This is a genomic window from Shewanella corallii, assembly GCF_023349125.1.
GTDB classification, from domain to species: domain Bacteria; phylum Pseudomonadota; class Gammaproteobacteria; order Enterobacterales; family Shewanellaceae; genus Shewanella; species Shewanella corallii.
In genome coordinates, this window is sequence record NZ_JAKIKT010000001.1 from 1,116,445 (window position 1) to 1,141,719 (window position 25,275).

Below are 25,275 nucleotides of genomic sequence, written 5' to 3' on the forward strand. Positions count from 1 at the left end.
ATAAAACACAAGGATGCAAATATGGCTGACGAATTGGAGTTGGAAGAAACAGAAAAGCCCAAAGGTAAGGGCAAGCTGTTTCTGATTATCGGTATTGTGGTGGTTTTACTGGGCGGTGGCGCAGCAGCATTTCTGATGATGGGAGGCGAAGAGCCTGCCGCAGAAGCAACTGCAGGCGGAGAAGCCGTTGAACAGGTTGAAGAAACCAATACCGGGGAAGCCAAGTATGTGGGAATGCCCAGACCCTTCCTATTTAACCTCGCCGGACCTCAACGAAGTCGGCTGGTCGAAATCAAAGTGCAGTTAATGGTACGCGGTGATGACAATGAAGTGACCGCCAAGAAGCACATTCCCCTGATTGAAGACGCGCTGCTGTCCACATTCAGTACCGCAGATGTCAGCAAGTTAAAAACTCAGGTTGGTAAAGATGACCTGAGGCAGAAAGCCCTGCTGAACGTGCAGAACACCCTGAATCCGGTTGCCGGAAAGAAAGTGGTGGAGAAAGTACTGTTCACCGGTTTTGTAATGCAGTAACCCGTTACCAGAGGCCTTAGCGTGACCGACTTATTAAGCCAAGACGAAATTGATGCTCTGCTCCATGGAGTCGATGACGTTGAAGAAGATTCTCCCGGCGATGGTGGGGGTTCCACCCAGTCGTTTGATTTTTCTTCGCAGGATCGAATCGTCCGTGGTCGGATGCCGACCCTTGAGCTGGTGAATGAGAGATTCGCCCGCCACCTGAGGATCAGCATGTTCAATATGATGCGTCGCGCAGCCGAGGTGTCTATTAACGGCGTGCAGATGCTCAAGTTCGGTGAATATGTACACACTCTGTTTGTTCCGACCAGCCTTAATATGGTGCGCTTCAACCCACTGAAAGGCACCGCACTGATTACCATGGAAGCCAGGTTAGTCTTTATTCTGGTGGATAACTTCTTCGGTGGTGATGGCCGCTTTCACGCCAAGATTGAGGGCCGGGAATTCACTCCAACCGAGCGCCGGATTGTGCAACTGCTGCTGAAAATCATCTTTGAAGATTACAAGGATGCCTGGGCACCGGTAATGGATGCCGAGTTCGAATATCTGGACGCTGAAGTTAACCCGGCGATGGCTAACATTGTGAGCCCGACAGAAGTTGTGGTGATTAGCTCCTTCCATATCGAAGTGGACGGTGGTGGTGGTGATTTCCATATCACCATGCCGTACTCCATGATTGAGCCGATTCGTGAGCTGCTGGATGCCGGTGTTCAGAGTGATACTCAGGATACGGATATTCGTTGGTCCAAGGCTCTGCGCGAAGAAATTATGGATGTGGAAGTCGGCGTTGAGGCTCAGGTAGTCGAGAAGACAGTGAGTCTGCGGGACGTGATGGAGCTGAAAGCGGGTGACATTATTCCGGTGGAGATGCCTGAATACATCATTATGGATGTTGAAGAACTCCCCAGTTTCCGCTGTAAACTCGGCCAGTCGAAAGACAACCTGGCATTAAAGGTCTACGAAAAGATACCGCGGCCTGAAACTGTGAAATCAGAATTGCAGCTGATTACCCGTAAAGGGAAATCCAAAAATATAGATGACTTATAAGGTGTTTGTATGAGTGAAGAAGATATCGGAGATGATTGGGCTGCTGCCATGGCCGAGCAGGTCGAAGAGGAGGCTGCTGCACAGGCGGTAGAGCTTGATGAGCTTAAAGATGAGTCCAGCCCGCTGTCTGATGAAGAGCAGGCCAAGCTGGACTCGATTCTGGATATTCCTGTGACCATTTCAATGGAAGTGGGGCGCAGTTTTATCAGTATTCGTAACTTGCTGCAGTTGAACCAGGGCTCAGTGGTTGAATTGGACCGGGTGGCTGGTGAGCCTCTGGATGTGATGGTTAATGGCACCCTGATCGCCCACGGCGAAGTGGTTGTGGTTAACGACAAGTTTGGTATTCGTCTCACAGACGTGATAAGTCAGACAGAGCGGATCAAGAAGCTCAAGTAAGCAGGCAAGTAATGATGACAATAATGGCGGCCTCTGCGGCCGCTCAGACGGCGACACCTTCATCCAACCTCGCCACCATGGCCAGCATGGTGGGTGGTTTGATTTTGGTGCTTTTGCTGATCTTCGCGCTGGCCTTTTTGGTTAAGCGTTTCAATCTGGTTCCCAGCAGTAACGGCAAGATGAAAACCCTGGCGGTAACGCCTTTGGGACAAAAAGAGAAGTTGGTGTTGGTGGAGGTCGGGGAGCAGCAGTACCTGCTGGGCGTAACTCCTCATCAAATCAATCTGATAGACAAACTTGAACAGCCCTTAGAGATAACCCCCACAAGTTTTGCTGAACAACTGCAAAAGGTGAGATCACAGCAATGATGAAAAGGATGGTCTGGTTGGCAGGGATGCTGCTGATGATATTGAGCAGCGCGGCGTTTGCAGATAATGGCATACTGCCTGCTGTCACTGTCACTCAAACTCCCGACGGCGGCACTCAATACTCCGTGACCATGCAGATCCTGCTGTTGATGACAGCGCTGAGCTTCCTGCCCGCCATGGTCATCATGCTCACCTGCTTCACCCGTATTATTGTCACTCTCTCTATTCTCAGACAGGCAATCGGTCTGCAGCAAACCCCGTCCAATCAGGTATTGATTGGCCTGAGTCTGTTTATGACTATGTTTATTATGTCACCGATTTTCAGCGAGATTTACGATGTCGGTGTAAAGCCCTATATGGATGAGCAACTGACACTGCAGCAGGCCTATGACAGGGGCAAAGAGCCGCTGAAAGCCTTTATGCTGGCTCAAACCCGGGTGACAGATCTCAAGACCTTTATTGATATTGCCGGTTACGACGATATCAGTACGCCGGAACAGAGTCCCATGAGTGTCATAGTCCCGGCGTTTATTACCAGCGAGCTTAAAACCGCTTTCCAAATCGGCTTTATGTTGTTTATCCCATTTCTGGTGATTGACCTGGTAGTGGCCAGTATTCTGATGGCCATGGGTATGATGATGCTGTCTCCCATGATTGTGTCGTTGCCTTTTAAAATCATGTTGTTTGTGTTGGTGGATGGCTGGACTCTGGTAATGGGGACGCTGGCCAATAGCTTTGGACTCGGCACATGACACCAGAATCCCTAGTCGATATCTTTCGTGAAGCCCTGGCGGTGATTGTGATGATAGTCTCCGCCATCGTCGTTCCTGGCTTGTTGGTGGGATTGGTGGTCGCCGTATTTCAGGCAGCGACCTCCATCAACGAACAAACTCTGAGTTTTCTTCCCCGTCTGCTGGTCACCCTGCTGGCGTTGATGTTTTTGGGCCACTGGCTTATTCAGAAGTTGATGGATTTCTTTATGCAGATGGTGCAGTTAATCCCGGTTGTGGTGGGGTAGCTTTTGGATATCCTGATGGATACCATCAACAGTGCGTTGGCTGCGTACCTGTGGCCCTTTGTTCGCGTGTCTTCCATGTTGATGGTGATGGTTGTTTTTGGTGCGACTACCACGCCTGCAAGGATCAGGCTGCTGGCCGCTGTAGCTATTACCTTTGCCATTGCCCCTATATTGCCTCCCATGCCGGGAATAGAGCTATTCTCTCTGGCAGCAGTGTTTGTGATCGCCCAGCAAGTTCTGATTGGCAGCGCCATGGGATTGGTGACCATTCTTATCGTACAGACCTTTGTGCTCACGGGGCAGATTATTGGTATGCAGACCAGTTTGGGTTTTTCCTCCATGGTCGACCCGTCTTCCGGTCAGCAGACTCCAGTGGTAGGTAATCTTTTTTTGCTGCTGACGACCATGATTTTTCTGGCGGTGGATGGTCATCTGACCCTTATTCGCATGGTGGTGACCAGCTTTGAGACTCTGCCGGTTTCCATGGAGGGGATAAGCGTCGAGAACTACCGTACTTTGGCGGAGTGGGGCAGCACCATGTTCACCAATGCGCTGACCATGGCGATGTCCTCAATTGTAGCGCTGTTGATGATTAACCTCTCCTTTGGGGTAATGACCCGGGCAGCGCCCCAGCTCAATATTTTTGCCATTGGCTTTCCTATTACAATGATCAGTGGTCTGATCATTCTGTGGCTGACGCTGTCACCTGTGATGGCCCATTTTGATCAGGTCTGGACCAGTGCTCAAATCCTGTTGTGTGACATTGCCAATCTGCAGTGCCGCGTGGATGGAGGGCTCTGATGGCGGAGAATGATACCAGTCAGGAAAGGACTGAAGAGGCCACCCCCAAACGATTACAGGATGCGAAATCCAAAGGGCAGGTGGCCAGATCCAAAGAGTTGGGCACGGCCGCTGTGTTGCTTGCCGCTGCGTTTGGATTTTTGATTACCGGCCCCTCACTGGCGTTGGCGTTGGACAGCGTCATGACCCGCTTGTTTACCATGACGCGGGAGCAGGTATTCGACACCAACCATATGCTGAATATCTGGCAGATAGTGTTTGCCGAGCTGGCCATGCCTATGCTGGTGTTTATCAGTATTCTTGCTGTGGTCTCTTTTGTGGGGAATATCTTGCTGGGGGGAATCACATTTTCCTCCTATGCCATTATGCCCAAAACGTCCAAAATGAGCCCTATTAACGGCTTTAAGCGAATGTTTGGTATTCAGGCGCTGGTGGAGTTGGGCAAGGGACTGGCAAAATTCTCTGTGGTAGCGATAACGGCTTTTACCCTGCTGTATATCTATTTTGAAGAGATTCTCTCCCTGTCTAAGGAGTATATGCCGGGCAATCTGCATCATGCGCTGGATCTCCTTGTGTGGCTGTTTATCCTGCTCTGTTCATCGATACTGATTATTGTGCTGATTGATGTGCCGTTTCAGATCTGGAATCACAATAAGCAGCTGCGGATGACCAAGCAGGAAGTGAAGGACGAGTACAAGGACACTGAAGGTAAGCCGGAAGTCAAAGGTAAGGTCAGACAGCTGCAGCGGGAGATGGCACAGCGACGTATGATGGCTGAGGTGCCAAATGCTGACGTTATCGTTGTTAACCCGGAGCATTATGCGGTTGCGATCAAATATGACATCAGCCGTTCTTCAGCGCCTTTTGTACTGGCCAAAGGGGTGGATGAAGTCGCATTCAAGATCCGTGAAATTGCACGGGAGTATGAAATTCCTATCGTCTCAGCGCCGCCGCTTGCAAGGGCAATTTACCACACTACCAAAATCGACCAACAGGTCCCTGAAGGTCTGTTTACCGCGGTGGCACAGGTACTTGCTTATGTATTCCAGCTTAAGCAGTACCAGCAGGGGAAAGGCCGACGTCCCACTCCGATCCCTTTTAATCAGCCTATTCCCGATGAGCTGAAACATTGATCTCTGGTGCTGTCTCTGTCATCTAAGATTATCCGGGCTAACCCTTTCAAACATTGCACTAATTAAACTTGGTGCGCAATTTGCTTTTCCACTGGTGATGTCAATTATCAGTCGGAAGTTGAGATGGATGTAAAAGCCACTTTAGGGCGGGTGAAAGAGGTCAGGCCCAAGCACCTCAAAGGCATAGGGACCCCAGCATTGGTACTGGCTGCCCTGGCTATGGTCGTACTGCCCATGCCTGCCTTTTTGCTGGATATTCTGTTTTCTTTCAATATTGCTCTGGCTTTGGTGGTGTTGCTGGTTGCCATCTATACCCAGCGTCCTCTCGATTTTGCCGCATTCCCCACAGTACTGCTTATTGCGACGCTGCTCAGACTGGCACTGAACGTTGCTTCCACCCGGGTGGTTTTGCTTGAAGGCCACAACGGTGGGGACGCGGCCGGTAAGGTGATTGAGGCGTTTGGCTCTGTGGTGATAGGTGGCAACTATGCCGTGGGCCTGGTGGTGTTCCTGATCCTGATTATCATCAACTTTGCCGTGGTCACCAAAGGTGCCGGTCGTATTTCAGAAGTGAGTGCCCGCTTTACTCTGGATGCCATGCCAGGTAAGCAGATGGCGATTGATGCCGACCTTAACGCAGGCATTATCAATCAGGAACAGGCCAGGCAGCGACGTGATGAAGTCACCAAAGAGGCTGATTTTTACGGTGCGATGGATGGTGCCTCAAAGTTCGTTAAAGGGGATGCCATTGCGGGCATCATGATCCTGGTTATCAATATTATCGGTGGCTTCGTTATCGGCATGCTGCAGCATGATCTGGATTTCTCCACCGCAGCCGAAATTTATACCCTGCTGACCATAGGTGACGGACTTGTCGCGCAAATTCCGGGTCTGTTGCTCTCTATTGCCGCCGCTTTGATGGTGACTCGTCAGAATGAAACCGGTGATATGGGCCAGATGGTGATGAGCCAGATGTTTGACAGCCCAAAGGCACTGGCTATCGCTTCTGGTGTATTGCTGATTATGGGGCTGGTTCCCGGCATGCCGCATCTGGTGTTCCTGAGTTTTGCCGGTTTAACAGGTTACGGTGCCTGGTACATTCGCAAACGGGCCGAAGTTAAAAAGCAGGAAGCACTGGAGAAGGCCAAGGAGGGCGAGCTGGACCCCATGAAGAGTCAACCCAAAGAGCTCAGCTGGGATGATGTACAGCATGTTGACACCATAGGCCTGGAGGTGGGCTATCGACTTATCCCTCTGGTTGATAAAGGGCAGGGCGGTGAACTGCTGGGCCGAATTAAAGGAGTCCGTAAAAAGCTGTCTCAGGAGCTGGGTTTCCTGGTGCCTGCAGTGCATATTCGCGACAACCTCGACCTGGCGCCTAACGCCTATCGTATTTCACTTATGGGAGTAGTTGTCGGTGAAGCAGAAGTACGCCACGACTGTGAGCTGGCAATTAACCCAGGCCAGGTGTTTGGCAAGCTGGAGGGCACGCCAACCCGGGATCCGGCCTTCGGTCTGGAGGCTGTGTGGGTAACACCTCAGCAGCGTGAACATGCGCAAACCCTGGGTTATACCGTTGTTGACGCTGCCACAGTGGTGGCGACACATATCAGTCAGTTGTTGACCAACAATGCTTCCAAGTTGCTGGGTTATGAAGAAGTTCAGCAGTTGCTGGATATGCTCAGCAAGCAATCACCCAAGCTGGTAGATGGCTTTATTCCTGATGTGATGAGCCTGGGTAATGTGGTCAAGGTGATGCAGAACCTGCTCAATGAAGGTGTTTCTATCCGGGATATGCGCACCATTATTCAGACTCTGCTGGAGTATGGCAGCAAGAGTAATGATACCGAAGTTTTGACCGCCGCTGTTCGTATCGCCTTGAAGCGGATGATAGTGCAGGAGATAGCCGGACCTGAAGCTGAAATCCCCGTCATTACTTTGGCGCCAGAGCTGGAACAAATGTTGCATCAGTCTATGCAGGCAACCGGAGGGGAAGGCCCGAATATCGAGCCCGGCCTTGCAGAGCGAATGCAGCAGTCACTGGCAGATGCGGCTCAAAGGCAGGAAATGGTGGGGCAACCGGCAATTTTGCTGACATCAGGCATGCTGCGTTCCACCCTGTCCCGGTTTATTAAGTACACCATCCCCAATATGCGGGTGATCTCTTATCAGGAAGTCCCTGATGAGAAACAGATAAGAATTGTGTCTGCCGTCGGTCAATAGAGGGTTGATAAGTGAAGATAAAACGATTTTTCGCAAGAGATATGAGAACGGCCCTGGCTCAGGTTAAAGATACCCTGGGGTCTGATGCCGTCATCATGTCCAACAAGAAAGTGGCCGGTGGCATCGAGATTGTCGCTGCAGTTGATTATGACGACCCCAAGCCAAGACAAAGTCCGGCGGCTCCCGCAACCATGGGTATGAACGAGGATAAAGTTTCCATAGGTCAGAGCAATGTGGTTAAGACTCGCAGCAATGCACCTGCACAGGCTCAAAAGGTCCCGGCAGACTCGCTGCAGGCTCTGCTTGAACGTCAGCAGCAAAGGTTGAGTGAACAAAGTCGTCAGCCTGAACCTGAGCCGGAACTGCCTGCCTGGGCTCGCGGCCTGACAGAAGCGGCGCAGCCACAGTCTCAACAACAATCAAGACCAGAGCAACTTCGTGCTCAGGCACCATCGCAGGCACAAATGCAGGATGTGGCTCCCGGCGTTGCCGAGTTACGTGAAGAGATGTCAGCGTTGCGTGCGCTGCTGACTCACCAGGTTTCAAGCCTGATGACGGAGCAAAGGGAGCGTCATGATCCCGTCGGTGCCATGTTGCAGCAAAGATTGCGTCAGGCAGACTTTTCTCCTGAGTTGGCGGCGAAATTATCAGCACTCAGTCAGCATTATGAGCCAGCTGAACTGGTAAAAACTCTGCCTCAGAGCCTGGCGAATATGTTGGATAACCGGGGGGACGATATCGTCAAGCAGGGCGGTGTTATCGCTTTTGTGGGTCCAACCGGAGTGGGTAAAACGACGACGTTGGCAAAAATAGCCGCCAGATTTGCCGCATATCATGGGGCCGATCAGGTTGCACTGATAACAACTGATCATTATCGTATCGGTGCCTATGAGCAACTGGCAACCTATGGCAAAATAATGGGGTGTCCGGTAAAGCAGGCTCATGATTTTAATGAACTTGAGCAGGTTCTTTATCAATTCCGTAACAGGAAACTGGTGCTGATAGACACAGCCGGTATGGGCCAGAGAGATATGCGCCTGTATCAGCAACTGGACAATTTGGCTGCGAACAAACGCTTACCCATCAGAAGCTATCTGGTGATGTCAGCGACAGCGCAACGCAAAGTCATGCAGGATGCAGTGAAACATTTCAAGCGAATTCCTCTTTCCGGTGCAATACTGACAAAGCTGGATGAGTCTGTTTCTTTGGCCGGTGCTCTCAGCGTTTTGATTCAAAACGCATTGCCATTGAGCTATGTGACGGACGGGCAGCGGGTACCTGAAGACCTCAGTGTTGCCGACACCCTGGCGCTGGCTAAACAGGCGCTGGCGGTGCTGGAGCAAAGAGACGAAGAGGAATTCATGCCACAATCTGGCCGGTCAGAAGAGATGACCTATGCATTTGAGTAGAGAGATGACCCGGGATCAAGCAAGCGGTTTACGTACTATGAATCAACCATATAACGAAAAAGTAAAAGTAATAGCCGTAACCGGTGGTAAAGGTGGCGTTGGAAAAACCAGCGTATCGATTAACACCGCGGTTGCGTTGGCAGAAAAGGGTAAACGTGTTCTGGTTTTGGACGCTGATCTCGGTTTGGCCAATGTCGATGTCATGTTGGGCTTAAGAGCCGAGCGAAATCTGTCGCATGTATTATCCGGTGAAGCTGAACTGGACGATATCGTGGTGCGTGGTCCCAAAGGGATTGGCATTGTGCCGGCGACATCCGGTACTCAGGGCATGGTGGAATTGAGCCCTGCACAGCATGCGGGTCTGATCCGTGCTTTCAGTGAAATGCGCACTCAGTTTGATGTACTGATTGTGGATACTGCGGCAGGTATTTCAGACATGGTGCTGAGTTTCTCCCGTGCGTCGCAGGATGTGATGGTCGTGGTTTGTGATGAGCCTACCTCCATTACCGATGCCTACGCATTGATCAAAATTCTCAGCCGTGAGCATGGTGTATTCCGCTTTAAGATTGTCGCCAACATGGTGCGCAGTTTACGTGAAGGAATGGAGCTGTTTGCTAAGCTGAGTAAGGTTACTGACAGATTTCTGGATGTGGCTTTGGAGTTGGTTGCGACAATTCCCTTTGATGAAAACTTGCGTAAATCAGTACGTAAGCAAAAATTAGTAGTAGAGGCGTTTCCAAAATCACCGGCTACTATTGCTTATCACGGACTGGCAAACAAGATAATCAGCTGGCCGGTTCCCCAACAGCCCGGGGGACATCTTGAGTTCTTCGTAGAACGTTTGGTTCAGCGTCCAGAATATCAAGGGGACAGGGCGAGTGAATAAAGCCGCAGCGTATACCTGCTTTGACAATAAAACCGCTATCGTCGAACAGTATGCACCGCTGGTCAAAAGAATTGCGCATCATCTCTTGGCCAGGTTACCGGCCTCGGTGCAGCTGGATGACTTGCTGCAGGCCGGGATGATAGGTCTGCTGGAAGCTGCCGCCAAGTTTGACGGCAGCAAAGGCGCTAAGTTTGAAACTTTTGCCGGGATCCGTATTCGTGGCGCCATGTTGGATGAGATACGGCGTGGGGATTGGGTTCCCCGTTCAGTTCACAAGAATCAGCGTATGGTCGCTCAGGCGATGGATGAGTTGGAGCAGGAGCTGGGTCGGGACGCAAAAGATGCAGAAATTGCCAGTCGACTTGATATGTCGCTGGATGAATACCATCATATTCTTAACGATGTTTCCGTCGGGAAAATCATAGGGATAGAAGATTTAGGGGGCACGACTGATTATCTGACTCACAAAGAGGACCTCGATGACGGTTCCTATGAGTTGGTCGCTCAGTCTCAGTTCCAGTCCGCAATGGTAGAGGCGATTAAGCAGCTGCCGGAGCGAGACGCACTGGTGTTGTCGCTTTATTACGATGAAGCACTGAACCTTAAAGAAATTGGTGCCATACTTGAAGTCAGTGAATCGCGAGTCAGCCAGATCCTGAGTCAGGCATTACTGAGACTCAAAGCAAAGCTCAAGCATTGGACGCAGACATAATATTAATAATCGAGCAATTACTAAGGCTCATCGGAGGAAACCTTGGACAAGAATATGAAAATTCTCATTGTTGATGACTTTTCAACCATGAGACGGATCATCAAGAACTTGTTGCGCGACCTGGGATTCAACAACACTCAGGAAGCAGATGATGGATCAACCGCACTGCCTATGCTGCAAAAAGGCGATTTCGATTTTGTGGTGACAGATTGGAACATGCCGGGCATGCAAGGTATCGATTTGCTTAAGGCCATTCGCGCCGATGACAGCCTGAAACACCTTCCCGTACTCATGGTTACCGCCGAAGCCAAGCGCGAGCAGATTATTGCTGCTGCCCAGGCCGGTGTGAATGGCTATGTGGTCAAGCCTTTTACAGCGGCAACGCTGAAAGAGAAGCTGGATAAAATCTTCGAACGACTGGGCTAAGGTAGGCGCGGATGCAGCAGGAAGGGATGTCTGGACTGATTAGCCTGGAAGACGCTCAACGCCTGGTTGAGCTGCTCAGTGCCGGAGAGCAGGAGCAGGCTGATGAGCTGTTCCGGGAAATGGCTTCACCTTTACAGAAAGATCTGTTTGACGAGGTGGGCAAACTCACCCGGCAATTGCACAGTGCTTTGGTGGACTTTCAGGTAGACAGCAAGTTGCAGGAGTTGGCTCAGTCTGAGCTGCCTGACGCCAAAGAGCGCCTGAACTTCGTTATCGATATGACTGAAAATGCGGCCAATAAAACCATGGACGCAGTTGAGGAGTGTTTGCCGCTGGCCGATGCGCTGGCAGTAAACGTTCAGCAGGTACAACCGTCGTGGGACAAGCTGATGCGCCGTGACCTGGACATTGCCGAGTTCAAGAGTCTGTGTCACGACGTTCAACAGTTTATTCAACGCACTGAGCAGGACTCATTACGGGTCAAAGATCTGCTCAACGAAATTCTGCTTGCGCAGGACTTCCAGGATTTAACCGGTCAGATGATCCGCAGGGTGATTCAGCTGGTGAAAGATGTAGAAACCAATTTGGTATCGCTACTGACGGTCTTTGGGGATATCCCTCATTTGGAATCTGAGCCAGAGAAACCTTCGGGTATCGAGGCAGAAGGACCGATTATGAACGCCGAAATGCGAGAGGATGTGGTCGCCGGACAAGATGAAGTCGACGACCTGTTGTCGAGTCTCGGGTTCTAAGCTAAGGAGTCAATTGAATGGCCTTTGATGTGGATGAAGAGATCCTGCAGGATTTTCTGGTCGAAGCCGGGGAAATTCTGGAGTTACTCCAGGAACAGTTGGTATCCCTTGAGAACAATCCGGATGATACGGAGTTGCTCAATGCGATTTTCCGTGGTTTTCATACAGTTAAAGGCGGCGCCGGATTCCTTGGGCTGAACCCCATGGTGGCAGTCTGTCACGAATCAGAAAATACCTTCGACTTGCTGCGAAATGGCAAGCGTGCCGTGACACCGGAATTGATGGATATCATTCTCCAGGCTGTCGATACCATTAATACCCAATATGAACAGACACAGTCCGGTCAGGAACAGGAAGATGCTTCAGATGAACTGCTGGACAACCTGAAGTTGCTGGCCAGTGGCGCTCCTTTACCCGCAGAAGGTGGTGAAGAGCCTGCTGCTGAATCAGAAACCGCAGAGGAAGTGGCTGAGGCCGCACCGGTGGATGACGATGGCCTGTTTGAGCCTGAACCGGCTCCAGCTCCTGAGGCCAGTGACGGTGGTTCGATTGATGAGATCGACGAGGGTGAGTTCGAAGCCATGTTGGATGCTCTTCATGGCGAGGGCAACGGACCCGGTGCTGAATCTGAGCCTGAAGCCAAGTCCCAGGCTCCTGCATCTGACAGTGACGACATTACCGATGATGAGTTTGAAGCTCTGCTTGATGAGCTCCATGGGTCAGGCAGTTTTAAAGGTGAAGCCGGCGGCGATGAGAAGGCGGCAGACGCCGCTCCATCAGATGACATCACAGATGATGAATTTGAAAAGTTGTTGGATGAACTTCATGGCGAAGGCACTGGGCCAAGCCTGAAAGAGACTGAAGCTCCGGCTGCTGCAGCAGCGCCCAAAGCGGCCCCCAAAGCTGAAGCCAAGCCTGAGTCCCCCAAGGCTGCACCCAAAGCCGCTCCGAAGGCGGCAGCTCCCGCGGCTAAATCAGCTCCTGCCCCTGCTAAAGATAAGGCGCCGGCTAAAGCCGTCCCTCAGGGGGAAACCACAGTACGTGTGGACACTGCACGCCTTGACCAAATTATGAATATGGTAGGTGAGCTGGTACTGGTGCGTAACCGTTTGGTCAGTTTGGGCATCACCCGTGAAGACGAGGAGATGAGTAAGGCGCTGGCTAATCTGGATCTGGTGACCGGTGATCTGCAGGGTGCGGTAATGAAAACCCGCATGCAGCCCATCAAGAAGGTGTTTGGCCGATTCCCCCGCGTGGTAAGGGACCTTGCCAGAAGTTTGAAGAAAGATATTGAACTTGTGATGGTGGGTGAGGAAACCGACCTGGATAAGAACCTGGTTGAAGCGCTGGCGGATCCTCTGGTTCACCTGGTTCGAAACTCAGTGGACCACGGTATTGAAATGCCGGATGTGCGCGAGAAGAACGGCAAATCCAGAACCGGTACCATTACCCTGTCTGCAAGCCAGGAAGGTGATCATATCCTGCTGACCATCGAAGATGATGGCGGTGGTATGGACCCGGACAAGCTTAAAGAGATTGCGATTGAGCGTGGTGTTCTGGACGAAGATGCCGCATCGCGTATGTCAGATAACGAAGCCTATAATCTGATTTTTGCGCCCGGCTTCTCTACCAAAACCGAGATTTCTGATATTTCCGGCCGCGGTGTGGGTATGGATGTGGTGAAAACCCGAATTACCCAGCTCAATGGTACCGTGAATATCGACTCTTCCAAGGGCAAGGGCACCATACTGGAAATTAAAGTACCACTGACGCTGGCGATTATGCCGACGCTGATGGTCGAAGTATCCAAGCAGGTGTTCGCTCTGCCTCTATCCAATGTGAATGAAATCTTCCATCTGGATTTGACCAAAACCAATGTGGTTGATGGTCAGCGTACAGTGAATGTCAGAGACAAAGCGGTGCCGCTTTTCTATCTGGAAAGCTGGTTGACCAAGGACAGCGCATTCAAACATGGCGATAAGTCTTTTGGCCATGTGGTGATAGTGCAGTTGGCCAATGTATTGGTGGGCTTTGTGGTTGACTCTCTGATTGGCCAGGAAGAGGTGGTGATTAAGCCTCTGGGCAAACTGTTGCAGGGAACACCTGGCATGGCCGGTGCGACGATTACCTCTGATGGTGGTATTGCACTGATTTTGGATATTCCCGGACTGATAAACGCGTACGCAAAAAAACAATAACAAGCCGAAGGATTTAAATGGCGATCAAAGTACTGGTTGTCGATGACTCCAGCTTTTTCAGGCGTCGAGTGTCTGAAATTGTTAACCAGGATCCTGGTCTGGAAGTCATCGGTGCAGCCACTAATGGGGAAGAGGCAATTGCCATGGCCGCCCAATTGCGGCCGGACGTCATCACCATGGACGTTGAAATGCCTATTATGGATGGGATCACTGCCGTAAGACGCATTATGGCGACGACTCCGGTTCCAATTCTTATGTTTTCCTCTCTTACCCACGATGGTGCCAAAGCCACGCTGGATGCCCTTGATGCCGGCGCGCTGGACTTCTTACCCAAGCGCTTCGAAGATATCGCGACCAATAAGCAGGAAGCTATCACGCTGCTGCAAAATCGCATAAAAGGGATTGCCAGACGCAGAGGTGGCAGTGTTGCCCCTGTCAGACCAAGTTCAGCTGCTGGCCCCACGACGGTCAGAGAGTCTTTGGTAAACCGCAGGCCAGAGCGTGTGCCCCCAAGCCCAGTGTCCGGCCCTGCTGTTGGCAGCGCTCCTGTACCCAAACGGTTTTCAAACGCTTCGGGTAAACGCTACAAAGCTTTGCTGATTGGAACCTCGACCGGCGGGCCTGTGGCGCTTCAAAAGGTGCTGACGCAGCTACCGACCAATTACCCATTGCCGATCCTGCTTATCCAGCATATGCCAGCAGCATTCACGCCGGCTTTTGCCAGTCGTTTGGATGGTCTGTGTAAGATTCGGGTGAAAGAAGCTGAAAACGGAGAGATGTTGCAGCCGGGTTGCGCCTATCTGGCACCCGGAGGCATGCAGATGATGATCGAAAAATCCGGCGGATATGGTCGCATTAAAATTCTCGCCGGTAAGGCCGATATGAATTATAAGCCGAGTGTGGATATCACCTTTGCCTCAGCATCTAAAATTTATGGTGGGGATATTCTGGCGGTAGTGCTCACTGGCATGGGGGCTGACGGTCGGGAAGGCTCACGTATGCTTAATAACCTTGGCGCGACAATCTGGGCTCAGGACGAAGCCAGTTGTGTGGTTTATGGAATGCCTCAAGCTGTGGTTAACGCCGGCCTTGCCAGCCATATAGTGGGTATTGAGCAGATGGCTGATGCGATTTTGAAAGAGTCATTCAATGGTTAAGTTGTCACCAGTTACTCTGCTGTTGGTGCTGGCGCTGGCAATCAGTATTGGTTGCCTCACCTGGACCGGCTTTATGTTGGTTAAACAGTGGGATGTAAACAACAAGCTGCAAGCTGAAGTGACTGAGTTAAAAGCGTCTCAGGTGATGCTGATGGTGCCTGATAACCAGGCGCAGCAATTGTCTGACTGGCTTGGCAGGAATCCCGAGCAGGTGGATGAGTTACTGGAGATGGCCAGAGACAGCGAAAGTCTCAGTGTCGAAATTGAAGGCGATGCTAACTCTGGTTCCAAAGCTGCAGTTGCTGAAACCGTCACTCCAGTACAAACGCCTTTGAGGCCTGAGGCTGCTTTGCAACAACCGCCTGCGCAGGGTGTAACAGTCGAATCAGTGAATGACCAGGGTATTAAAATTATTCGTTTGCCCCATGGTGGTATCCGGGTAACGACGCGCGACGATAACTAAATAAAAACGTATTTAGGGTAGAAATTGAAGGTCTGGACGATAGCCAATCAAAAAGGTGGGGTAGGGAAAACCACCACTGTAGCCAGTCTGGCCGGTTTGTTGGCGAGACAGGGGCAAAGAGTGCTGATGGTGGATACCGATCCCCATGCCTCTCTGGGGTATTACCTGGGGATTGACTCTGAAGAGGTCCCAGGCTCTTTGTATGACCTGTTTCTGGCGCATAAGAGCCTGAATACAGAGCAGGTAAAAGGGCTCATTGTCCCGACTCTGGTGGAAAATCTGGATTTGTTACCAGCGACTATGGCGCTGGCAACTCTGGACAGAGCATTGGGGCATCAGGAGGGCATGGGGCTGATTTTACGCAACATGCTTAAGCTGCTTGATGATGACTACGATGTTGCCATTATCGACTGCCCACCGGTTCTGGGGGTTCTGATGGTAAACGCCATGGCTGCAAGTCAGCATATTGTGATCCCGGTACAGACTGAGTTTTTGGCGATAAAAGGGCTGGACCGCATGCTTAAAACTATGGAGCTGATGGGGCGCTCCAAGCATACACAATATAGCTTCACCATAGTGCCGACCATGTATGATCGACGAACCAAGGCGTCGCCGGCGGCATTGCAAAAGCTGGGTGAAGATTACGGCGACAGTCTTTGGCCTGATGTTGTGCCGGTTGATACTAAATTCAGAGACGCCAGCCTGGCTAATTTACCGGCACCTCAGTACGCACCATCCAGTCGAGGTGTTAAAGCCTATGACAAGTTATTGGATTATTTAATTGCCGGGGAATTTGACCATGTCAGCAACGGGTGATTCCGCGGTATTTGATTACTTCAGTTTATTGCTGAAAGAGCCGATATCATCTATTGGGGATGACGAGGCGGATTTAGCTGTGGCTAAACCTGACCTGGATAGAAGGCCAACGCCTGAAATAGAGCCCGTTGCCAAATTGATGGCTGAAGACATCGACAATTTGATGACAGCGACTCTGGATAAGCCTGAGGTTGACAGGGCTGTGCTTGAGCGCTTGTTAGCGCCCGTGGTGTCACCTGAAGTAGCGACCGAGAAGGTTGGCCCAGGAGTCATGACCTCACCTGAGGTTAAGATAGCGCCCCGGGTAAAGGTGAACACCAAAGCTCAAACCAAAGCGAAAACCAGCGCCAAAACGGAAACCGGAGTTGAAGAGAGTTCGGTAAGCAAGCTGGCTGAACCTGAGGTTAAGACTAAGCTTAATGCCAGCGCGGAAGAGCCAGTCAGCGCCAAAGAACCTGTCAGGCGTCTGGCGGATATCGTGGCTGAAGATCTTGCTGGCTTGACCAGTACCAAGGTTACCCCAGAGACGCAAACGGGCAGCGTACCCCCTGCGAATACCGGGTTACTTGCCGATAATCTGGAAGATGATTTCCAGGTGTTGTTTTTCAAAATTGCAGGTTTGACGCTGGCAGTTCCTCTGGTGAGCCTGGGTGGGATCGTCAGGCTGGAGAAGTTGAATCATATTATTGGTCGTCCAGCCTGGTATCTTGGGTTGCAGAACCACAGAGGTGAGCAGATTAATGTCGTGGATACCTGCGCCTGGGTGATGCCGGAACATATAGATAAAGAGTCGGTTGAATCGAAAAATTATCAATATGTTGTACAATTAACAAAGAGCAACTGGGGTTTGGCTTGCGAATCCCTGTTGAATGCGACCCGAATCGACAAGTCGCAGGTCAATTGGCGCACCAAACCAGGGAAACGCCCATGGTTGGCGGGGGTCGTCAAGGAACAGATGTGTGGCATTTTGAATGTAGACGCTTTGATTACTATGCTTGATGCAGGGTTAGGGTGTCAGGATCCGATTGGCTGAGGTAATTATGACCGAAACTAGTAGCGTAGCAGCAGTGGCAACCAAGGAAGACGCTGTATTGCAATGGGTAACGTTTCATCTTGATAATGAAACGTACGGCATTAATGTGATGCAGGTGCAGGAAGTGTTGCGGTACACGGAGATTGCGCCGGTTCCAGGTGCGCCGCACTACGTGCTGGGCATTATCAATCTGCGTGGTAACGTGGTTACCGTGATTGATACCCGTTCTCGCTTTGGTTTGCCTTCCACCGAGGTTGACGACTCTACCCGGATTGTGATCATCGAGGCTGAAAAGCAGGTTATCGGTATCCTGGTAGACAGTGTTGCTGAGGTGGTTTATCTGCGCAGCAGTGAAATTGATAACACGCCTAATGTTGGCACTGAAGAAAGCGCCAAGTTCATTCAGGGGGTTTCTAATCGTGAAGAAGAGCTACTTATTCTGGTGGACTTGGATAAGCTGCTGACAGACGAAGAATGGGCTGATTTGAAAGAGATGTAGACCTCAGCTTCATATTAAAACCCGCTTATATGCGGGTTTTTTTGTACCAGTGACTGGGAAAATGACCTTAGGGTAGAGTAGATTTTTGGTATCTAAATTGCAGGAATCAACCAAAATGAAGAATCGGTGGCAGAATTCTGACACGCCATTCTTGGTTTATGTTGGCTAAAGTGAGAGTCCTAATGTCGGTAAATCCTGAATTATTGGTTGTAGTCGCGGTATTCCTGATCGCTTTATTGAGTTTGGGGATATGGGTAAGACAAGGTATGCGTTTGATGACTGGCAAACTTGAAGCAACAACTCTGGTGCTGAGAGAAGCGGAGAAACAGACTGAGCAGTTGCGTCAGGAGTTAACAGAGCTAAGAAGTGGGACTATAGGTGTGGGACGTCGTGTCCTCGATCTGGAAAAGTCACTCAAACAACAACAGGCCCGATTGGAAGAGAGTGCTGAACAGGATCCCGGGGCCAGACTTTATACCAGGGCGGCGAAGATGGTCGGTTTGGGGGCGGGGGTTGATGAACTTGTCGCTGAGTGTGAATTGCCCAGAGCTGAGGCAGAGTTGCTGTTGAGACTTCATCGTAAGGCGGGATAAGTTGCGTTGTTAAACCCAGCAAGCCTCCCCGGGGACTGTGGAAAAGTAAGCTGGCGCGGACCCTGTGTTGCCCCTATAAAGTGACATCTATACCTTCATCCTCCCATCCGGGAGGTGTTTTCCCTTCCAGCAGATATATAAAGGCCAATAGTTCAGCCACGACCCGATATATTTCCTCCGGAATTGCTGTTCCCTCGTCCAGCATCGACAGGTATTCGCACAGGTAGGGATCTTCATGAATTGGGATTCCTGCTTGCTTACCCAGGGCGATCAGTGACTCTGCATTAACGCCTTTTCCTTTGGCTAATAGAATAGGGGCGCCTATACCTTCGTAGTGGAGTGCTGTTGCCTTTTTTATTGTCATTATCTATTTCGCCTCGTCGGTGTCACTGAAATGGCCGTCTGTCTCGTTGATAACGGCCTGTAATGGTGCCAGTTGAAACCCAAGGCGAGTCAACCTGGAGCAGATAGCTGGGAAAAACGTGTGGGCTTTTGCTACCCACTCCTCGCTTGGCAAGCTGAGTTTAATTGTCAGTCGTTGCAGCTGATTTGATATATCGGCGATCACAGGCCCTTTTTCTGACATCAATGAAAGCTTGAGCTGCCAGCCGCTTTCGGCGAGAGAGGAGTTACTCCCGGGGCTCTGATGATATGTTTGTACGGTTAACTGAGATAACCGAACTTCCCCCGAGCCTTTTTCGCTTTGATAAGGCAGCAACCACTCGTGCTTTCCAGCGTTATGGCTATGGTTTCTCAGCTGGATGCTTTGCAAGGCTGTGAACAGGTCTGCCACTGAGGAGAGGCTGTTTGTACTGCGTTGTAAGGGCTCACTTTGTCGATATCGCTTGCTGATATTGGATGATTGCCTGCCGAGTAATGAGAGCAGCAAGCTGGCCAGAGGCGAAGCGCTTGCAGGTTGCTGACTGTTGAACTCGAGAAGGTGCGCTTTAATTAGTGCAGGGTTAAATAACTGCAGCAAGGTCGGCAAGGGGGAAAGCGAAAGCTGGGATTGACGGTCTGAATGATACAGGTAAGCGAGAGAGCGAAGGATAAGCTCTGAAGATGAGCATTGTACGGCTGGCTTTATGATGCCCAATGAAGAAGGTTTTTCTATTGTATTTAATTGCTGTCCTGAGCCATGCAGTCGGGTCACCTTTCCCTGGAGGATGGCTGGATAAAGGAAAATCTTTGTAGTACTGCTGTTTTCGAGGCGAGCGAAAATAACCGGGTCGCCTTGCAAAAGGTGCGGCAGTGACAGACGCAATGTTCCCAGTTCTATTTTCCCTTGCTCTGTTCTTAGCTGAAGGTAATCCGATGGCTTAATGCTGTGCTGGATAGCAGCCAATTGCCTGGGGGACAGAGTGAGCTGTTCACCCGCTCCAAGACGGTAAAGCACTGCTTGTTCACCCAAGAAACCAAGCAACATGTTGGATTGGGGAAGCGGCGTTTTAGACAGATATTGAACACCGCCGCTCATCACTGTATGAGGGCCGATCCTGACAGCAGTTTGCCAACCAGTTGACTCGCTCACGGCATTTCTAGGCGAGCTTAAGGGTGTTATTGCATTTTCAGGGGATTTGACTGTATTGAGCATGTCTGATCCCATATTCGACTGAATAGACACTATTATTCACAAATAAAAATTGATTCTGTTTTCACAGTCAGTATCCTTTCCCGGCTAAGGCTATTTTAACCCTTGGAGCGATATTTGACTCTGCAGAGCGTCGCCACAGGGGAAAAGGGCACATATACAAAAGCGATAAAAAGCGCTTATGGACTTATCGTCATCTGCGCCGGAATACTTTAGGGCGATACTCTGTTCCGGTGACAACAAGAGAGAAATATGAAATATCAGCTGATATTTATGGTGCTTTTCGCCGGACTAGGGTCTGGCTGGGCGTCAGCGCAGGAGCAGGAAAGCTCCACTACCGATACCATTGAAGTGGTTTACGATGATCCCAGAGACCCATTGGAAGGTTTTAACCGCGCCATGTGGGACTTCAACTATGACTATCTGGACAGGTATATCGCCAAGCCTGTTGCTCATACCTACAAGGACTATGTGCCGGATCCGGTTAAGCTGGGCCTGATCAACTTTGTGTACAACCTGGAGGAGCCCTCCAGCCTGGTAAACAACACGCTTCAGGGTAAGTGGGGCTATGCGGCCAACGCCGGTGGTCGATTTGTAGTTAATACCACCATAGGTCTGGCCGGGCTTATTGACGTCGCCGACATGATGGGACTGCAGCGTAAGCAGGATGACTTTAATGAAGTACTTGGTTACTACGGTGTGCCTAATGGTCCCTATGTGATGGCTCCTGTATTGGGTCCTTATGTTACCCGTGAAATCGCGACAGATTGGGTGGATGATCTATACTTTCCTTTGTCGGAATTGACCTTTATTCAATCGGCATTGAAATGGGGTATTAAAAGTCTGCATGCACGAGCAGATGCTATCGATCAGGAGCGTTTGATTGACAACTCGCTGGATCCCTATACCTTTGTAAAGAATGCTTATTTTCAACATATGGATTATAAGGTTTATGACGGCAATGTCCCTGTAACTCAGGACGATGACGAATTGCTGGATGAATACTTAGACGAGCTGGATTAACCCCGACAACAATAAAAGGGTAACCGGCCAGAAGGATCTGACATGGCGTTACCCGATGTATCCGTGTTGTTGGTGGAGGACGACCCGGTATTCAGAAAATTAGTCGCAGACTTCCTGCACAGCCGTGGTGCTGCAATAACGGAAGCCTGTGATGGTCAGGATGGCATCGATAAGTTCCAACGAGCTGATTACGATGTGGTGCTGGCAGACCTCTCCATGCCCAATCTCGGCGGGCTGGACATGCTGAAAGAGATGTCCCGCATTAAGCCCGGCACTCCCTCTATCGTCATTTCAGGCAATAATGTCATGGCTGATGTTGTTGAGGCATTGAGGATCGGGGCCAATGACTACCTGGTGAAACCTGTGATGGACTTGCTGGCTATCGAGCAGGCAATACATCAATGTCTGCAACATAGAATGACGCAACCACTGACTGCCGATCTCGAAATGCTGTCGCATCAGGAGCTGGAGGATAACCTAGAACTGCTAGCGCAAAATGCCCAGGCAGCAGGGCAGATTCAAACCCAACTCTTCCCCGAACCTGTTCAAAAATCCGCCCTGGCGGAAGTGTCCTATACCCTGTTTAAGCAGAGTGAGGTCAGCGCTTACTTCGTTGATTCCGCCATGATTGGCAAGCGCCATATGATGATGTACATGGCGCATTTCAATCCTGAGGATAACCGCTCCGCATTTGCTTCAGTGTTGCTCAGGAGTTTTATCAATCAAAAACTTAAGGCTCATCGCAACGGTGCTAACAGCGTAGTGCTGGAGCCATACAATCTGCTTTGTTATCTCAACGATAGATTGGTGAAGTCGGGGTTGGACCTTACAGTCGATATGATTTACCTGGTAGTGGATACAGAGCAACACAGAGTCGCGATTGCTCAGGCTGGCCAAGGACTAAGATGTTACATCCGCAATTCAGAAGGGATTATGCCTCTGGCGATGCATGACTCATTGCAGTTGGGAATACTTGGGTGGGGGAAGCCAAGTTCCCAGTTTCGCAGCCTTGAGATAGGTGAGTCACTCTGTATTGTCAGTCATGCTGCAGAGCATAAAGAAAGGCTTCTTGGTAACAGGTTCACTGGGTTGACCTATGACTCTGGAGTCAGTGGTGGGGGCTATATTCAACTGTCACTGAACTGATTTTTCGTTGGTCGCCACAAGGCAGATTCAATTGCCATTGAACCAATAGAAAACGCCTCGATGAGAGGCGTTTTTTAATTCAGAAACGAACCGCCAAATTAAGCTTTAGGAGCGTCTTTAATAATGGCTTCGTGCTCACCGGTTACAGCGATCTCTTCTTCCAGTGCTTCTTCTTCGTTTTTATGGTGGCTTTCTTCAGCACCATGCATCCAATCAACCAGCTTATCAGCCATGAAGTACAGCAGGACTGCAGAAACTGTTGCCGTGATTGCGATACCAGAGAAGATAGCCATGGCGTTTGCCAGCTGGTCTTCCTGAGAACCACCGCTGCCAATCAGAGAGCCAACCAGACCAGCGACTTTGTTTGCGGCCGCAATAAACAGGAACCAGGCACCCATCATCAGCGAGGCGATACGCAGCGGAGCCAGTTTGGTCACCATGGACAGACCGATTGGAGACAGACACAGTTCACCCATGGTGTGGAAGAAGTATGCACCTACCAACCACCACATGCTTGACTTGTTGGTTGGGTCACCATCCATTTCAACTACGGCGCCCATCATAAATACAAAGCCCACAGCCAGCAGAAACAGACCCATGGCAAACTTCACTGGGGAGTTAGGCTCTTTGCTGCCCATGCGCACCCAGATGGACGCGATAACAGGAGCAAACAGTACGATGAAGATAGCATTCAGGGACTGGAAGTAAGTGGTTGGAACTTCCCAGCTGCCAATGTAGCGGTCGGTAAAGTCATTGGTAAACAGGTTCATCAGACCACCGGCCTGCTCGAAGCCAGCCCAGAAGATGATGGTGAACAAGCCCATGACCATGATGACTTTAATACGGTCACGCTCTTCTTTGGTCAGAGGCTCTTTGCGGACTTCTCCACGTTCGGCAGCACGCTCTTTTTCCAGCTTGGCTGCTGGCACAGTACCAATGTCACCCAATAATTTCTGGGCGAACAGGAACTGGATAATCAGCGAAAGCACCATACCAATACCAGCACAGAAGAAACCAGCCTGCCAGTTGTTCACGAAGATCTCTTCGCCATTAACGATTTCAGTATGACCGAAGTGAGTGTAGGCCCATGCAACAACGAAGCCGGACAATGCCGCACCCAGGTTAATCCCCATGTAGAAGATGGTGAATGCACCGTCACGGCGATGGTCGCCTTCTTCATACAGGTCACCCACCATGGTGGAGATGTTTGGCTTAAACAAGCCGTTACCCAGGATCAGAATACCCAGGCCGATATAAAATACTGTAGTCTCAAGACCCGGAACCCAGGCGTGCGGGGCGGCCAGAGTGAACTGGCCAATGGCCATCAGTGCACCACCCAGATAAATAGCTTTACGCTGACCCAGATAGTTATCGGCCAACCAACCACCAATCAGGGGGGTCAAATATACCAGTGCGGTAAAAGTACCGTAGAGGGAAAGGGCATCTGCCTGGGTCCAACCCAGACCACCACCACCTTGATTTTGAACCTGATCAACCAGATACAGTACCAGAATGGCACGCATCGCGTAGTAACTGAATCGTTCCCATAGCTCAGTTGTAAACAACAGGAACAATCCCTTAGGGTGACCCAATACAGTCCCCTGGGGTTTTGCTGCGCTCATTAAAACTCCACCTTCAGCTTGTGTACGTCTGACCGGCTACATTGGCCGTCAGAATTTATCGGCAAACTGACTTTTCCACGACAGCAACGACAAATGTCAGGTCTGGGTTGCTACCACCAAAAAGGCAATTCACTGGACTTTTTTATAGTTGTCGGCATCGAAATGCCCAAAATGCCCAGTTTATATACCCTTTAAGCAGGGTAGAAGTCAACGAAAGAGGGTGTTTGGCTGATGTTTATCTTGACCTGAACGTACCGGTCAATTTGAACGAATCAAAGGTGTGCTACTGAGACTTTTGCGTTACAGGATTAACCAAATTGATACAAGGTGATACAAAGTGACCAGCCGGTTAATGGATGCTTTTAAATAGGTCTGCATTTTAGTACTATTCATGGCGGCAAATGGATTGCTGAGCCCATCTTATTGATACCGTGAGAGTTGCAAATGAATGCCTGGTACCTGCTGTACTGTAAGCCCAAGAATGAAATACGGGCACAACAAAATCTGAATTTGCAACATATCCAGACTTATCTTCCTATGGTTCGACAAAAACGAACCCTGCGAGGTAAAGAAGTCGTCGAGTCTGTGCCTCTATTCCCCAATTATATTTTCGCCCGATTTGATCCTGCGGTGACCAGTGTCGCCCGTATTAAATCAACCCGAGGTGTCGCCAGTATTATCGATTGCCGTGAGCAGATGACACCCTTGTGCCACCTGGTTTTTGCGTTGCGCAGGCAGGAAAAAGCACTGGGGATCCTTAATGAGGATGGTATGCCACTGGAAGAGATAGCGACAGATCTTGATGTTGAAATACCTGAGTTCCAGCCTGGTGAAAAAGTGAAATTCAAAGATGGTCCTTTTGCAGCCCTTGAAGGAGTGTTTGAGCAAAAGAGTGGCGACAAAAGGTGCATGGTATTGCTGCAGGTTCTGGGGAAATTGCAGTCAACAAAGGTATCGATTGAGCAACTGGTCAGAGTAGAGGTTTGAGATATCCCCTTTTGTGCGTGTAAGACATTTGCCATAGCTGACCTCGTTCATTTCGAGTTCAGTTAAATAAATAAAGAATAAATTCGCGGAAATTGTGACTGGGTGGCGAATAACTGACTAAACAGAGTTCCAACCAGAGACATTACGCACGATAAAAAATGTGTTGGTTACTCATTGGTCACCATCAAAAAACAGAGCCTGTTATAATGCGTCGCTTAAATTTTGGGGCTTGGGAGTGAATCAAGCTCTTGAGTGACGTTAAGCGCTTTGAAATTTGCGCGGGGAAGGCGAGTTGTTTACGAATAGCTATTGCAACGAGTAGGTATTCGTAAGTTACTAAAAATTAGATGTTTAGAGGAATCTAAGGGCAATTTGGAGGCCGTAATCCATGGGCGGTAGCGTGTCTAAAATGCTATGAATGAACAGTTTCTGTTCA

General features: G+C 50.2%; 27 protein-coding genes. 24 read left to right on the plus strand and 3 right to left on the minus strand.

Translation table 11 applies throughout. The annotated features are described in order from the left end of the window. Positions 1-21 precede the first annotated feature (21 nt). The 21 genes from fliL to L2725_RS05060 all read left to right on the plus strand — a co-directional run bounded on the left by fliL (position 22) and on the right by L2725_RS05060 (position 18,470). Positions 22-534, plus strand: a complete 513-nt coding sequence (fliL, locus tag L2725_RS04960; RefSeq protein ID WP_249247917.1) for a flagellar basal body-associated protein FliL — start codon at positions 22-24, stop codon at positions 532-534. 21 nt (positions 535-555) lie between these two features. After that, on the plus strand, positions 556-1,584 hold the full coding sequence (gene fliM / locus L2725_RS04965; protein WP_115134917.1) for a flagellar motor switch protein FliM: 1,029 nt from the start codon (positions 556-558) through the stop codon (positions 1,582-1,584). A gap of 9 nt (positions 1,585-1,593) precedes the next feature. Next, positions 1,594-1,983: a flagellar motor switch protein FliN gene (gene fliN / locus L2725_RS04970; protein WP_248934683.1), complete on the plus strand. Its 390-nt coding sequence runs from the start codon at positions 1,594-1,596 to the stop codon at positions 1,981-1,983. Between the two features lie 11 nt (positions 1,984-1,994). Continuing rightward, the gene (fliO, locus tag L2725_RS04975; RefSeq protein WP_249247918.1) at positions 1,995-2,351 is read left to right on the plus strand and encodes a flagellar biosynthetic protein FliO; all 357 of its coding nucleotides are present in this window, start codon (positions 1,995-1,997) and stop codon (positions 2,349-2,351) included. Positions 2,352-2,359: 8 nt separating this feature from the next. Beyond that, positions 2,360-3,103, plus strand: a complete 744-nt coding sequence (gene fliP / locus L2725_RS04980; RefSeq protein WP_428985270.1) for a flagellar type III secretion system pore protein FliP — start codon at positions 2,360-2,362, stop codon at positions 3,101-3,103. After that, a complete protein-coding gene (gene fliQ, locus L2725_RS04985) occupies positions 3,100-3,369 on the plus strand; it encodes a flagellar biosynthesis protein FliQ (RefSeq protein ID WP_115134909.1) in 270 nt (89 codons plus the stop codon). The genes fliP and fliQ overlap by 4 nt, the downstream gene beginning before the upstream one ends. A 3-nt stretch (positions 3,370-3,372) precedes the next feature. Then, the gene (fliR, locus tag L2725_RS04990) at positions 3,373-4,170 is read left to right on the plus strand and encodes a flagellar biosynthetic protein FliR (RefSeq protein WP_249247920.1); all 798 of its coding nucleotides are present in this window, start codon (positions 3,373-3,375) and stop codon (positions 4,168-4,170) included. Continuing rightward, positions 4,170-5,303, plus strand: coding sequence for a flagellar biosynthesis protein FlhB (gene flhB, locus L2725_RS04995; RefSeq protein ID WP_249247921.1), 1,134 nt, complete (start codon positions 4,170-4,172; stop codon positions 5,301-5,303). Before fliR ends, flhB begins: the two co-directional genes overlap by 1 nt. A 123-nt stretch (positions 5,304-5,426) precedes the next feature. Continuing rightward, positions 5,427-7,526: a flagellar biosynthesis protein FlhA gene (flhA, locus tag L2725_RS05000; RefSeq protein WP_248934687.1), complete on the plus strand. Its 2,100-nt coding sequence runs from the start codon at positions 5,427-5,429 to the stop codon at positions 7,524-7,526. 11 nt (positions 7,527-7,537) lie between these two features. Next, a complete protein-coding gene (gene flhF / locus L2725_RS05005; RefSeq protein WP_249247923.1) occupies positions 7,538-8,935 on the plus strand; it encodes a flagellar biosynthesis GTPase FlhF in 1,398 nt (465 codons plus the stop codon). 4 nt (positions 8,936-8,939) lie between these two features. Continuing rightward, on the plus strand, positions 8,940-9,821 hold the full coding sequence (locus L2725_RS05010) for a MinD/ParA family protein (RefSeq protein ID WP_115134902.1): 882 nt from the start codon (positions 8,940-8,942) through the stop codon (positions 9,819-9,821). Continuing rightward, entirely contained in the window at positions 9,814-10,533 is a 720-nt protein-coding gene (locus tag L2725_RS05015; protein WP_115134900.1) for an RNA polymerase sigma factor FliA, read from the plus strand. The genes L2725_RS05010 and L2725_RS05015 overlap by 8 nt, the downstream gene beginning before the upstream one ends. A gap of 42 nt (positions 10,534-10,575) precedes the next feature. Further along, the gene (cheY, locus tag L2725_RS05020) at positions 10,576-10,959 is read left to right on the plus strand and encodes a chemotaxis response regulator CheY (protein ID WP_115134899.1); all 384 of its coding nucleotides are present in this window, start codon (positions 10,576-10,578) and stop codon (positions 10,957-10,959) included. Between the two features lie 26 nt (positions 10,960-10,985). After that, on the plus strand, positions 10,986-11,711 hold the full coding sequence (locus tag L2725_RS05025; RefSeq protein WP_428985258.1) for a protein phosphatase CheZ: 726 nt from the start codon (positions 10,986-10,988) through the stop codon (positions 11,709-11,711). Between the two features lie 17 nt (positions 11,712-11,728). Further along, the gene (locus L2725_RS05030) at positions 11,729-13,909 is read left to right on the plus strand and encodes a chemotaxis protein CheA (protein WP_249247924.1); all 2,181 of its coding nucleotides are present in this window, start codon (positions 11,729-11,731) and stop codon (positions 13,907-13,909) included. 17 nt (positions 13,910-13,926) lie between these two features. After that, positions 13,927-15,066 carry a protein-glutamate methylesterase/protein-glutamine glutaminase gene (locus L2725_RS05035; RefSeq protein ID WP_249247925.1) on the plus strand — a complete coding sequence of 380 codons (1,140 nt, stop codon included), beginning with the start codon at positions 13,927-13,929 and terminating at the stop codon, positions 15,064-15,066. Further along, the gene (locus L2725_RS05040) at positions 15,059-15,529 is read left to right on the plus strand and encodes a hypothetical protein (RefSeq protein WP_249247926.1); all 471 of its coding nucleotides are present in this window, start codon (positions 15,059-15,061) and stop codon (positions 15,527-15,529) included. Before L2725_RS05035 ends, L2725_RS05040 begins: the two co-directional genes overlap by 8 nt. Positions 15,530-15,553: 24 nt before the next feature. After that, positions 15,554-16,345, plus strand: coding sequence for a ParA family protein (locus L2725_RS05045; RefSeq protein WP_249247927.1), 792 nt, complete (start codon positions 15,554-15,556; stop codon positions 16,343-16,345). Next, complete coding sequence (locus L2725_RS05050; RefSeq protein WP_249247928.1) at positions 16,329-17,378, plus strand: chemotaxis protein CheW; 1,050 nt, start codon at positions 16,329-16,331, stop codon at positions 17,376-17,378. The genes L2725_RS05045 and L2725_RS05050 overlap by 17 nt, the downstream gene beginning before the upstream one ends. A 7-nt stretch (positions 17,379-17,385) precedes the next feature. After that, a complete protein-coding gene (locus tag L2725_RS05055) occupies positions 17,386-17,877 on the plus strand; it encodes a chemotaxis protein CheW (RefSeq protein ID WP_249247929.1) in 492 nt (163 codons plus the stop codon). Between the two features lie 182 nt (positions 17,878-18,059). After that, positions 18,060-18,470: a DUF2802 domain-containing protein gene (locus L2725_RS05060; RefSeq protein WP_249247931.1), complete on the plus strand. Its 411-nt coding sequence runs from the start codon at positions 18,060-18,062 to the stop codon at positions 18,468-18,470. Positions 18,471-18,543: 73 nt separating this feature from the next. On the opposite strand, the gene L2725_RS05065 is transcribed toward L2725_RS05060, so the two are convergent. Together L2725_RS05065 and L2725_RS05070 are read right to left on the minus strand one after the other, a co-directional pair. After that, positions 18,544-18,834 carry an EscU/YscU/HrcU family type III secretion system export apparatus switch protein gene (locus tag L2725_RS05065; RefSeq protein WP_249247932.1) on the minus strand — a complete coding sequence of 97 codons (291 nt, stop codon included), beginning with the start codon at positions 18,832-18,834 and terminating at the stop codon, positions 18,544-18,546. 3 nt (positions 18,835-18,837) lie between these two features. Then, on the minus strand, positions 18,838-20,064 hold the full coding sequence (locus L2725_RS05070; RefSeq protein ID WP_249247933.1) for a hypothetical protein: 1,227 nt from the start codon (positions 20,062-20,064) through the stop codon (positions 18,838-18,840). Between the two features lie 249 nt (positions 20,065-20,313). Between L2725_RS05070 and L2725_RS05075 the strand changes: the two genes are divergently transcribed. Together L2725_RS05075 and L2725_RS05080 are read left to right on the plus strand one after the other, a co-directional pair. Beyond that, positions 20,314-21,084, plus strand: a complete 771-nt coding sequence (locus L2725_RS05075; protein WP_115134881.1) for an MlaA family lipoprotein — start codon at positions 20,314-20,316, stop codon at positions 21,082-21,084. A 42-nt stretch (positions 21,085-21,126) separates the two neighbouring features. After that, positions 21,127-22,230, plus strand: a complete 1,104-nt coding sequence (locus tag L2725_RS05080; protein ID WP_249247934.1) for a response regulator — start codon at positions 21,127-21,129, stop codon at positions 22,228-22,230. A 98-nt stretch (positions 22,231-22,328) separates the two neighbouring features. On the opposite strand, the gene L2725_RS05085 is transcribed toward L2725_RS05080, so the two are convergent. Beyond that, on the minus strand, positions 22,329-23,852 hold the full coding sequence (locus tag L2725_RS05085; RefSeq protein WP_249247935.1) for a peptide MFS transporter: 1,524 nt from the start codon (positions 23,850-23,852) through the stop codon (positions 22,329-22,331). A gap of 444 nt (positions 23,853-24,296) precedes the next feature. Here L2725_RS05085 and rfaH point away from each other — a divergent pair, with 444 nt between their 5' ends. Continuing rightward, positions 24,297-24,839, plus strand: coding sequence for a transcription/translation regulatory transformer protein RfaH (rfaH, locus tag L2725_RS05090; RefSeq protein ID WP_249247936.1), 543 nt, complete (start codon positions 24,297-24,299; stop codon positions 24,837-24,839). Positions 24,840-25,275 lie beyond the last annotated feature (436 nt).

What these genes read in the sequence shown, in the direction of transcription:
- fliN (WP_248934683.1), top strand. Translation starts at nt 1,594, where the DNA reads ATGAGTGAAGAAGATATCGGAGATGATTGGGCTGCTGCCATGGCCGAG.
- L2725_RS05055 (WP_249247929.1), top strand. Translation starts at nt 17,386, where the DNA reads ATGACCGAAACTAGTAGCGTAGCAGCAGTGGCAACCAAGGAAGACGCT.
- L2725_RS05040 (WP_249247926.1), top strand. Translation starts at nt 15,059, where the DNA reads ATGGTTAAGTTGTCACCAGTTACTCTGCTGTTGGTGCTGGCGCTGGCA.
- L2725_RS05035 (WP_249247925.1), top strand. Translation starts at nt 13,927, where the DNA reads ATGGCGATCAAAGTACTGGTTGTCGATGACTCCAGCTTTTTCAGGCGT.
- L2725_RS05030 (WP_249247924.1), top strand. Translation starts at nt 11,729, where the DNA reads ATGGCCTTTGATGTGGATGAAGAGATCCTGCAGGATTTTCTGGTCGAA.
- L2725_RS05080 (WP_249247934.1), top strand. Translation starts at nt 21,127, where the DNA reads ATGGCGTTACCCGATGTATCCGTGTTGTTGGTGGAGGACGACCCGGTA.
- L2725_RS05085 (WP_249247935.1), bottom strand. Translation starts at nt 23,852, where the DNA reads ATGAGCGCAGCAAAACCCCAGGGGACTGTATTGGGTCACCCTAAGGGA.
- L2725_RS05050 (WP_249247928.1), top strand. Translation starts at nt 16,329, where the DNA reads ATGTCAGCAACGGGTGATTCCGCGGTATTTGATTACTTCAGTTTATTG.
- flhA (WP_248934687.1), top strand. Translation starts at nt 5,427, where the DNA reads ATGGATGTAAAAGCCACTTTAGGGCGGGTGAAAGAGGTCAGGCCCAAG.
- L2725_RS05075 (WP_115134881.1), top strand. Translation starts at nt 20,314, where the DNA reads ATGAAATATCAGCTGATATTTATGGTGCTTTTCGCCGGACTAGGGTCT.
- L2725_RS05060 (WP_249247931.1), top strand. Translation starts at nt 18,060, where the DNA reads ATGTCGGTAAATCCTGAATTATTGGTTGTAGTCGCGGTATTCCTGATC.
- L2725_RS05065 (WP_249247932.1), bottom strand. Translation starts at nt 18,834, where the DNA reads ATGACAATAAAAAAGGCAACAGCACTCCACTACGAAGGTATAGGCGCC.
- L2725_RS05010 (WP_115134902.1), top strand. Translation starts at nt 8,940, where the DNA reads ATGACCCGGGATCAAGCAAGCGGTTTACGTACTATGAATCAACCATAT.
- fliL (WP_249247917.1), top strand. Translation starts at nt 22, where the DNA reads ATGGCTGACGAATTGGAGTTGGAAGAAACAGAAAAGCCCAAAGGTAAG.
- L2725_RS05070 (WP_249247933.1), bottom strand. Translation starts at nt 20,064, where the DNA reads ATGCTCAATACAGTCAAATCCCCTGAAAATGCAATAACACCCTTAAGC.
- fliO (WP_249247918.1), top strand. Translation starts at nt 1,995, where the DNA reads ATGATGACAATAATGGCGGCCTCTGCGGCCGCTCAGACGGCGACACCT.
- fliP (WP_428985270.1), top strand. Translation starts at nt 2,360, where the DNA reads ATGGTCTGGTTGGCAGGGATGCTGCTGATGATATTGAGCAGCGCGGCG.
- flhB (WP_249247921.1), top strand. Translation starts at nt 4,170, where the DNA reads ATGGCGGAGAATGATACCAGTCAGGAAAGGACTGAAGAGGCCACCCCC.
- rfaH (WP_249247936.1), top strand. Translation starts at nt 24,297, where the DNA reads ATGAATGCCTGGTACCTGCTGTACTGTAAGCCCAAGAATGAAATACGG.
- L2725_RS05025 (WP_428985258.1), top strand. Translation starts at nt 10,986, where the DNA reads ATGTCTGGACTGATTAGCCTGGAAGACGCTCAACGCCTGGTTGAGCTG.
- fliQ (WP_115134909.1), top strand. Translation starts at nt 3,100, where the DNA reads ATGACACCAGAATCCCTAGTCGATATCTTTCGTGAAGCCCTGGCGGTG.